We start from the raw sequence: 9,903 nt of genomic DNA on the forward strand, positions 1-9,903 counted from the left end.
GCGCGGCTTCGGCGGGCAGCCGTCCGACCTCCTCCCGCGACCGGAATGGTCGTCGGGCGCCGCCGGCCCTGGCACCGCCGCCGCCCGGCGGCGGGGTGGGGGCCGCTCGCCGCCGCCGCGGCGGTGGTCATGATCGTGGGCCTGGTGCTCGGCGGGGTGGTCGGGCACCGCGTCGGGACCGGCTCCGCCAAGGCCGTCCCGACACCGTCCGCGTCCGTCCCGGAGCCCGGCGAGAGGATCACCGCCACCGACGCGTCCACGCACGTCACCGCCACGGTGGTGATGCGGCGCGAAGCCTGGGGGACGTACGCGGAGATCTCGCTCGGCGGCGTCCCCGGGGGCTCCAGCTGCCGCTGGTGGGTCGTCACGCGGTCCGGCGAGCGGGAGGCGCTGGGCAGCTGGTACGTCCCGTACGCCGTCGGGCACGGCGAATACGAGAGCGCGACCATGTACCCCCGGGAGCAGATCGCCGCCTTCCAGGTAGCCACCCTCGACGGCCGCCACCTGGTGACCGTCCGCGCCTGAGACCCGTCGACCGCCGCGGTTCCGGCAGGGCCGGAATCCGGCGCGCCGGCCGTACGTTGTCGGAGTCGACGGTCAGCGGCCCGGCTTCTCGGGCGGCGGTGGCGGGACGGGAGGGTGCGCGAGGTGGAGGACGGGCGGCTGCGCGAGGTGGAGAACGGTCGGCTGCGCGCCGCTGATCTCGGGGCCGATCTGGGCGAACGCGCCACGCTGGTGCAGTTCTCGTCGGCGTTCTGCGCCCCCTGCCGGGCGACCCGCCGGATCCTGGACGAGGTCGCCGGGATGGTCGACGGCGTCGTCCACGTCGAGGTGGACGCGGAGGCGAACCTCGACCTCGTCCGGCGGTTGGAGATCGTCCGGACGCCGACGGTCCTGGTGCTCGACGCGGCCGGCCGGATCGTGCGGCGGGCGGCCGGCGCGCCGCGCAAGGTGGACGTGATCGCCGCGCTCGGCGCCGCCGTCACGTGAAATACAGGGCTCTGACCTGCGCTGAGACCCTCCTCACCGTCTCGGTGGGCGAGACGGGCGTGACATCGCGGCCCGTCGCGGTTTAGCATCGGAACGTGCGTTACTGGACAGAGCAGCTGCTCACGAAGCGTCGCGCGGTCGACTTCTGCCGCGTGTCCGCCTCGCTCTGTCGCCTGGTCTGAGGCATCGAGCCGAATCCGACCCCGGTTGTTCTGAAACACCGCCCGCGCGCACGCTTCCCCGGTTCCGGGAGCCCCCGATGCAGGTCGATCCGCGAGGACAACGGCTTTCCGCCGTCCTCACCCCGGTCGTCCTGGCGGTGGTCCCGGCCACGGGAAGCGGGGGTCCGCTCGCCGCCCAGGCCGTCGTCTTCCCTCTCAGGAGCACTTCTCGGTCTGCGGTTCCCGCTCGTACGGACCGGCCTTCCGGCCGCTCGTACGGCGTCGGCGGGCCCGTCGCGCGAACCCGAACCCCGTTCCCCGCCCCGCTCCACGCGGGGTACTGGACGGGTGTTCACGCTGGTGGGAACGGTCGGATTCGTGGCGGGGCCGCTCTGGCCCGCCATCGCGGGCCCGCCCCGGTCCGCGCTCGGTGCCACGGCCCTCGCGCTTGCGGCGGCGTTCCTGAACCCGGCGTTCGGGCCCTGCCCCGGCTGCGAGCCGTACCCGCCGATCCGCCGCCCGCTATGAAGAATCGCTCCGACAGGAAGGTTCCCGAATGAGCCGCTCCGACGTCCTGGTGGACGCCACTTGGGTCGAGGCCCACCTCGACGACCCCGGCCTCGTCCTGGTCGAGGTGGACGAGGACGTGTCCGCCTACGACAAGGGCCACATCCGCGGTGCCGTGAAGATCGACTGGAAGACGGAGCTGCAGGACCCGGTCCGCCGCGACTTCGTCGACCGGCAGGGCTTCGAGGAACTGCTGTCCCGCAAGGGCATCGCCAACGACGACACCGTCATCCTCTACGGCGGCAACAACAACTGGTTCGCCGCCTACGCCTACTGGTACTTCAAGCTGTACGGCCACGCCGACGTCAAGCTCCTGGACGGCGGCCGCAAGAAGTGGGAGCTGGACTCCCGCGAGCTGGTCGTGGACGTCCCGTCCCGTCCGGCCACGCAGTACAAGGCCGCGGAGCAGGACCTGGCGATCCGCGCGTTCCGCGACGAGGTCGTGGACGCGATCGGGACGCAGAACCTGATCGACGTCCGCTCGCCCGACGAGTTCTCCGGGAAGCTGCTCGCGCCGGCGCACCTGCCGCAGGAGCAGGCGCAGCGGGCCGGGCACGTCCCGACCGCGCGCTCGATCCCGTGGTCGAAGGCGGCCAACGACGACGGCACGTTCAAGTCCGACGAGGACCTGCGCGCGCTGTACACCGAGGCCGGCGTGGACCTCGGCAAGGCCACCATCGCCTACTGCCGCATCGGCGAGCGCTCGTCCCACACCTGGTTCGCCCTGCACGAGCTGCTGGACCTGCCCGAGGTGAAGAACTACGACGGCTCCTGGACCGAGTACGGCTCGCTCGTCGGCGTGCCGATCGAGCTCGGCGAGCCCAAGTAACCCCGACCCCACCTGGTAAGACACCCGTCCGCCGTGCCAGGCGGAGAAGGAGGACCCCGATGACCCAGGGTTGCGCAGCGCCCGCGCAGACGGCGCACGTCCCGGCGACCGTCGACCTTGCCAACGAGGCCGTGATCCAGGGCACCGTCGTCCGCGACGGACAGCCCGTGTCGAGCGCCTACGCCCGCCTGCTGGACTCCAGCGGCGAGTTCACCGCCGAGGTCGTGACCGGCGACGAGGGCGTGTTCCGCTTCTTCGCCGCCGACGGCGACTGGACCGTCCGCGTGCTCGCCGCGGGCGGCGTGAGCGTGGACCGCACCGTCTCGGCCCGGACCGGCGAGGTGGCCGCCCTCGAGGTGACCATCTGACGCTCCGGACCCGTGCCGGAACCGCTCGTCCGGAACCCCGCCTGGCCCCGCGCCCGGCGGGGTTCCGCCGTTCCGGGCCGCCGGCCCGGCGCCGGGCCGCGCCGGCGGAGGCTCGCGGCGGCGGAGGCTCGCGGCGGCGGGTCGGGCGGCCGGGTGATTGTCGGTAATGTACGGGTCCAGCCGGAGAGCGGTGCCTGCGGGAGGACGAAGAATGCGCGTACCGGGCGTGAGGCCGGGAGTGGCCGCCGGAGTCACCGGCCTGGCCCTGTCGTCGGTGCTGGTCGCGGTTCCGGGCGCGGTGCCCGGCGCGGTGGCCGCGGAGCCGCACGCCGCGCCGAGCCCGACGCACAAGCCGACGACGAAGCCGACGCACAAGCCGAGCAGCAAGCCGTCCGGCAAGCCTTCGGACAAGCCTTCTGACAAGCCCACCCAGAAGGTGGAGACCAAGCCCGCCGCCCGGTGCGACAACCCGCCGGCCGGCGCACCGGCGTCCGCGATCACCCAGCAGCCGTGGGCGCAGGCGCGGCTGGACTTCGAGAAAGTCTGGGCGACCACCAGGGGCGACGGCATCAAGGTCGCGGTCGTGGACAGCGGCATCGAGACCACCAACCCGCAGCTGCGCGGCAAGGTCGTCGGCCGGTTCGGCCCGGACGACGGAAGCGTCCGCGACTGCCCCGGCCACGGCACGCCGGTCGCGGGCATCATCGCCGCGAGCGACATGCGCCGCAAGAACGTCCCCTTCTTCGGGGTCGCGCCGGACGTCCGGCTGCTGGACGCCAAGTTCACCTCGTCCGAGTCGTCCGACAACGACAAGAACCTCGCCCAGGCGATCAAGTGGTCGGTGGACAAGGGCGCGCGCGTGATCAACGTGTCGGTCGACTCGCCGGAGACGCCCTGGCTGCGGCAGGCCGTGCGGTACGCGCAGGCGCACGACGTGCTGATCGTCGCGGCGGCGGGCAACGCCAAGGACCAGAGCAAGGCCCTGCCCGCCTACCCCGCCGACTACCAGGGGGTGCTCTCGGTCGCGGCGGTGGACGCCCAGGGCTCGATCTCCAACTTCTCCAACATCCGGTCCCGCATCGACGTCTCGGCCCCCGGCCAGGGCGTCACGTCCATCTTCGGCAAGGGCTACGCGGTCGGCTCGCTGGACGGCACCAGCTTCGGCGCGCCCTACGCCGCCGGGATCGCCGCGCTCGTCCGGGCCCGGCACCCGCGGCTCACCTACCAGCAGGTGATCAACCGGATGGAGATCACCGCCGAGGGCAGCATCGGCACGGGCAGCGGCTACGGCATGATCAACCCGGTCCAGGCCGTGACCGGGCTGGTCGACCCGAACGCCAAGCCGCAGCAGAAGCAGCCGAAGAAGTCGCTGTCCGGCGCGGTGAACATCGCGCCCGTCCCGCCGACCGACCACCGGACCCGCAACATCGCCCTCGGGGTCGCGGGAGGTTCGATCGGTGTGGCCCTGCTGGTGGCCTTCGGCGGCGCGGTGATCCCGCTCGGCCGACGCCGCGGCTGGCGTCCGACCAAGGCCCGCATCCCGGTCGAGCAGCAGGACTGACCACGAGCGACGAGAAAGCCCCGGCGAGTCGCCGGGGCTTTCTCCTTTAACGCGTTCGCTGCCCGTCCTCCGTCAGGACTCCCGGGGAGTGCTGGGGTGGAAGCCGGTCTGGATGAGGCGCTTCCCGGCCCGCCGGTCGACGTGCGTGCCGCGCCCCTTGGGCAGGGGCTGCGGGCGGACGTCGAACAGGTTGCCCTCGTCCTTGTTGCCGGACATGATCAGCGCCGGGCTCGCCATGTCCTTCAGGCGCTGCAGGACCGGGTCGAACATCGCGCGCCCGGAACCGCCCATGGTGCGGGCGAGGATCAGGTGCATGCCGATGTCGCGGGCCTGCGGCAGGAGCTCGGCGAGCGCGGCGAGCGGGTTGCCGGACGGGGTGGCGACCAGGTCGTAGTCGTCCACGATCAGGAACAGCTCCGAGCCGGACCACCAGGACCGGTTGCGCAGCTGCTCCGGCGTGAGGTCCGACGGGGGGAGCCGGTTGACCAGCGCGCCGTTGGTGTCCTTCATCAGGCCCGCCGCGGCCGTCGAGGACGCGGCGTACCCGATGACGTGCTCGCGCTCGGCCGAGTCGAGCAGCGCGCGGCGGTAGTCGAGCATGATGATTCGCGCCTCGGCCGGGGTGTACCGCTCGCAGATCGAGTCGACCAGCACCCGCAGCAGGTTCGACTTGCCGCACTCGTTGTCGCCGATCATGACGAAGTGCGGGTCGGCCTCGAAGTCCAGCAGGACCGGCGACAGGGTGTTCTCGTCGATGCCGATCGGGACGCGCTTGCCGGTCTCGGCCACCTGCGGGAGCTGGGTCAGCGGCAGCTCGTCCGGCAGCATCCGGACCTTCGGCGCGCCCGGCCGGCCCTGCCAGGCCGCGTTGACCGTGTCGACCAGGTGCTTGACCCCGGCGGACAGGTCGTCGGCGGACGTCCCCCCGTCGATGCGCGGCAGCGCGCCGAGGAAGTGCAGGCCCTCGCGGGTGACGCCGCGGCCCGGCCGGCCCTCGGGGACGTTGGCGGCGAGCTTGCGGTCCATCTCCGACTCGTACGGGTCGCCGAGCTTCAGCTCCAGCTTGGTCGCGAACAGGTCCCGGATGGTCATCCGGAACTCCGACCACTTGTTGGTCGCGGCCATGATGTGGATGCCGTAGCCGAGGCCGCGCGCGGCGAGGTCGGTGATCGTCGTCTCGATCGCCTCGAACTCCGACCGGACGGTCAGCCAGTTGTCCACGACCAGGAACACGTCGCCGAAACCGTCGCCGGGGATCTGGCCCTCGGCGCGCAGCCTGCGGTACGCGGCGATCGACTCGATGCCGCGCTCGGAGAACATCCGCTCGCGCGACTCCAGCAGGCCCGCGACCTCGGCGACGGTCCGGCGGACCCGGTCCGGGTCGAGGCGGGACGCGATGCCGCCGACGTGCGGCAGGTCCGACAGGGACGCCATCGAGCCGCCGCCGAAGTCCAGGATGTAGAACTGGACCTCCTGCGGCGTGTGCATCAGAGCCAGGGACGTGATCAGCGTCCGCATCAGGGTCGACTTGCCGGACTGCGGCGAGCCCGCCACGCCGACGTGGCCGGCTCCGCCCGACAGGTCGAGCCACATCGGGTCGCGGCGCTGGTCGAACGGGCGGTCGACGATGCCCGCGAACGCGTGCAGCCGTCCCCGGCCCTCCCAGCCCGCGGTGGTGAACCCGTACTCGGGGGTGGCCTGGAGGTTCGGCAGGCTGGCGTCCAGCGAGGACGGCTCGTCCAGCGGCGGCAGCCAGATCGGGTGCGGCGGCGGGCCGTGCCCGGCGAGCTGCTTCACCACCATGTCGAACATGCTGATCTGCGGGCCGTCGTCCTCCTTCTTGGCCTGCTTCTGCTGCGGGTTCTCCAGCATCTGCGGCTGCACATAGGTCGGGGTGAACGGCACGATCTGCGCGACCTGGCGCGGACCGCCCGCGTCCTGCTGCTGCGGCGCGTCCTCGTCCGGGCTGTAGGGACCCGAGACGTAGGCGGCGCGGAAGCGGGTCATCGTGTCGGTGCCGACCTTCAGGTAGCCGTTGCCGGGTGCTTGCGGGAGTTCGTAGGCGTCGGGGACGCCGAGGACGACGCGGGACTCCATGGCGGAGAAGGTGCGCAGGCCGATGCGGTAGGACAGGTGGGTGTCCAGGCCGCGGAGCTTGCCTTCCTCCAGGCGCTGGGAGGCGAGCAGGAGGTGGACGCCGAGGGATCGTCCGAGTCGTCCGATCATGACGAACAGTTCGGCGAAGTCGGGCTTGGCGGACAGCAGTTCGGAGAACTCGTCCAGGACGACGAACAGGGTGGGCATGGGCTTGAGGGGCGCGCCCTGTTCGCGGGCCTTCTCGTAGTCGCGCAGTGAGGCGTAGTTGCCGGCGGCGCGCAGCCATTCCTGGCGGCGGACCATCTCGCCGTGCAGGGCGTCGTACATGCGGTCGACCAGGGGGAGTTCGTCCTCCAGGTTGGTGATGATGGCCGACACGTGCTGCAGGCCGTCCATGCCCAGGAAGGTCGCGCCGCCCTTGAAGTCGACCAGGACGAAGTTCAGTACCTCCGACGAGTGCGTCATCACCAAGCCGAGCACCAGCGTCCGCAGCAACTCCGACTTACCGGCGCCGGTCGCGCCGATGCACAGGCCGTGCGGGCCGAAGCCGCCCTGCGCGGCCTCCTTGATGTCCAGTTCGACCGGGCGGCCGTCGGCGTCGACGCCGATCGGCACGCGCAGCCGGTTGCGCGGCGCGCGAGGACGCCAGGACTGCGCGACGTCCAGCCGGGCGGCGTCACCGACGTTCAGCAGCCGGGTGAGCGTCATCGCCTGGGACAGCGCGTCCAGCTCGCCGCCGCCCGAGGCGGCCGACGCGCGCAGCGGCGCGAGCTGCCGGGCCAGGCCGTCCGCCTGGACGTAGCTGAACCCGTCCGGGCGGCCGAGCAGCGTCGGGACGTCCTTGCCGGTGCGGTCGCGGCGGAGCATCGCCATCTTGTCCGCCGCCACGCGCAGCCGCAGCATCGTGTTGTCGGCGGTGTGCGCGACGTGCCCGGAGATGTCGATGACGCAGACGCCCTCGATGCCGTCCGCGCCGATCTGCGAGTCCGGCGTGACCGCGCCGCCGTCCACGATGACGATGTGGTACGGCAGGTCGTTCTGGGACAGGCCGGGGGTGAACCGGGGCCGGTCCTTCACCTCGAAGGCGAGCATCGCCTCCAGCTCCGACAGCGTGTTCGCCATCAGCCGGACGGGCCCCGCCGCGTCGGTGACCTGCGGGTGCATCGAGTGCGGCAGCCACTTGACGAAGTCCCAGTGCGACATCGCCTGCGGCGACGCGCACACGCTGACCCGCATGTCGTCGGGCGAGTGGAACGCGCAGAGCTGGGCGATCATCGCCCGGACCATGCCGCGCACCGCCTCGATGTCCCCGGCCGGCAGGATCCGCGAGAACGACGGCAGCGACACCGCGACCGGCAGGTTCGGCACCGTCGAGTGAGCCCGGACGAACCGGCGCAGCGCGCCCGCCGTCATGGGCTCCAGATCCTCGATCGGCTTAGTCTCCGGCGGGATCAGCTGGACGGCGAGCTTCTGCGGGCCGGCGCCGATCCGCACGTTGCCGAAGTCGGGGTCGGTGGGACGGCGCTCCCAGATCCGGGCGCTCATCACCAGCGACCACAGCGAGTCCGGTGCCGGGCTGTTCCACTCCAGCGACTCGCGCTGCTGGTCGGCGGCGCGGCGGACCTTGCGGCGCGCCTGCGACAGGTACCGGAAGTAGTCGCGGCGGGCGCCGTTCAGCTTGAACTTGCGCTCGCCGGAACCGCGGGTCAGCTGGCCGATCAGCATGCCGAGCATCGCCAGCCCCATGCCGCCGGAGCTGATCGCCGCCATCGGGCCGCGGCTGTTGCCGCCGAGCAGCATCAGTCCCATCATCAGCGGCATCACCGCCATCGGCAGGAAGGTGAGCACCGCCTGCATGCCGCCGCTCTGCTGCTCGGGCAGCTCGGGCGGCGACTCCAGCAGGAGCTCGCCCTTGGGTGCCGGGGGCGGCTGCCTGCGTTCCTTGCGTCGGACGAGGATCGTGCTCACCTGGGAGTTCCCTCCACGGATGCGCCGGTGGCGTCGGGCTCGGGGTCGGATGCGGGGCGTTGGCACACCCGTCCGGTCCGGGCTCGGGGACGAGCGCCGGGCGGCGGGCCGTGCGGGATCGGGGCGGGACTCGGGGCCGGACGGGCGGGGGGTCAGGTCGGGACCGGACAGGCCGGAGGGCGAGCCCGGGCCGGACGGGTGTGGGTCATATCGGTATCAGGTCGGCGTCGCGCCCGTTACGGGTGAGGTTCGGAGTAACCGGCGGTCAGCGGTTGATTTAGCGTAATGGGACCCAACATCCTAGGCTTCGCGTTCGATCCGACGATCCGGAGGACGGGAGCCCAGTGAATTCCCCCGCCACAACCGAACTGTGCAGGGTGACGATCGTCGCGCCACGACGGCGGATCGACGTCTCGCTCCCCGCGGACGTTCCCCTGGCGCACATGCTGCCCACCCTGCTGCGCGCGGCCGGGGAGAACCTGGCGGACGCCGGGCTCGCCCACTCCGGCTGGGTGCTGCAACGCCTCGACGAGGGCGCGTTCGACGCCGCCCACACGCTGAGCACGCTCGGCGTCCGCGACGGCGAGATCCTGTACTTCCGCCCGCGCATGGCGCAACTGCCGGAAATGTCGTTCGACGACGTCGCCGACGTCATCGCCGAGGGCATGAAGGAGCGCTCCGACCGCTGGCGGCCCGCGTCCACGCGCCGGTTCGGCCTCGGCGCCGCGGCCGCCGCGCTGCTGGTGGGGGCGTTCGTCATCGCGATGTCCGGGCCGCCGTGGGTGGCGCCCGCCGCCGTGGCCGGCCTGGTCGCGGTGGTCACCGTGGTCGCCGCCGCCGCGCTGTCGCGCGCGTTCGCCGACTCGGGCGCGGGCATGATCCTCGGCTACGCCGCCCTGCCGCACGCCTTCCTCGCGGGACTGCTCGCGCCCGCCCGGCCGCACACGTCGCTGCTCGACCTCGGCGCCCCGCACATGCTCGCCGGGTTCGGCGTGATGGCCCTGGTCTCGGTGATCGCGATGTTCGCCGTGGCGGACGGCCTGGCGACCTTCCTCGGCGTCACCGTCGCGGCGGTCGCGGGCGCGCTCGCGTCCGGCGTCGAGCTCGGCGTCGGCGGCCTGCCGCCCGCCGGCCTCGCCGCGTGCGCCGCGGTGATCGTGATGATGCTCACACCGGCCGTCCCGTCGCTCGCCTTCAAGCTGGCCCGGATGCCGCTGCCGCCCGTCCCGGCGAGCGCCGACGACCTGCGCCGCGACACCGAGACCGTGGACGGCCGCCAGGTGCTCGCCCGCACCGGCATCGCCGACCGGTTCGCGACCGGCCTGATCGCGGGCGTCGCGCTGTCGGCCGTCGGCGGGATGG

At 72.5% G+C, this 9,903-nt stretch carries 8 protein-coding genes and 1 pseudogene; 8 read left to right on the top strand and 1 reads right to left on the bottom strand.

All coding sequences use genetic code 11. The features are described from left to right. The 7 genes and pseudogenes from AB0J52_RS15135 to AB0J52_RS15165 form a co-directional block, all read left to right on the top strand. Positions 1-525 (top strand): annotated as a pseudogene (locus AB0J52_RS15135) (hypothetical protein); the annotation flags it as partial. 123 nt (positions 526-648) lie between these two features. Next, a complete protein-coding gene (locus AB0J52_RS15140; RefSeq protein ID WP_500182180.1) occupies positions 649-990 on the top strand; it encodes a thioredoxin family protein in 342 nt (113 codons plus the stop codon). 95 nt (positions 991-1,085) lie between these two features. Next, positions 1,086-1,172, top strand: a complete 87-nt coding sequence (locus AB0J52_RS15145; RefSeq protein WP_407920867.1) for a putative leader peptide — start codon at positions 1,086-1,088, stop codon at positions 1,170-1,172. Positions 1,173-1,385: 213 nt separating this feature from the next. Continuing rightward, positions 1,386-1,679 (top strand): DUF4395 family protein, encoded by a 294-nt coding sequence (locus AB0J52_RS15150; protein ID WP_500182181.1) that lies wholly within the window; start codon positions 1,386-1,388, stop codon positions 1,677-1,679. A gap of 28 nt (positions 1,680-1,707) precedes the next feature. Further along, on the top strand, positions 1,708-2,547 hold the full coding sequence (locus tag AB0J52_RS15155) for a sulfurtransferase (RefSeq protein WP_500182175.1): 840 nt from the start codon (positions 1,708-1,710) through the stop codon (positions 2,545-2,547). Positions 2,548-2,606: 59 nt separating this feature from the next. Next, positions 2,607-2,915 (top strand): DUF1416 domain-containing protein, encoded by a 309-nt coding sequence (locus AB0J52_RS15160; protein WP_500182176.1) that lies wholly within the window; start codon positions 2,607-2,609, stop codon positions 2,913-2,915. Positions 2,916-3,126: 211 nt separating this feature from the next. Next, positions 3,127-4,476 carry a S8 family peptidase gene (locus AB0J52_RS15165; RefSeq protein WP_500182177.1) on the top strand — a complete coding sequence of 450 codons (1,350 nt, stop codon included), beginning with the start codon at positions 3,127-3,129 and terminating at the stop codon, positions 4,474-4,476. Between the two features lie 72 nt (positions 4,477-4,548). On the opposite strand, the gene eccCa is transcribed toward AB0J52_RS15165, so the two are convergent. Next, positions 4,549-8,541 carry a type VII secretion protein EccCa gene (gene eccCa, locus AB0J52_RS15170; protein WP_500182178.1) on the bottom strand — a complete coding sequence of 1,331 codons (3,993 nt, stop codon included), beginning with the start codon at positions 8,539-8,541 and terminating at the stop codon, positions 4,549-4,551. A gap of 377 nt (positions 8,542-8,918) precedes the next feature. Between eccCa and eccD the strand changes: the two genes are divergently transcribed. Beyond that, positions 8,919-9,903: type VII secretion integral membrane protein EccD (eccD, locus tag AB0J52_RS15175; RefSeq protein WP_500182179.1), on the top strand; the 985-nt coding region annotated here is incomplete at its 3' end.

The organism is Spirillospora sp. NPDC049652, assembly GCF_040675125.1.
Classification (GTDB): Bacteria; Actinomycetota; Actinomycetes; order Streptosporangiales; family Streptosporangiaceae; genus Spirillospora.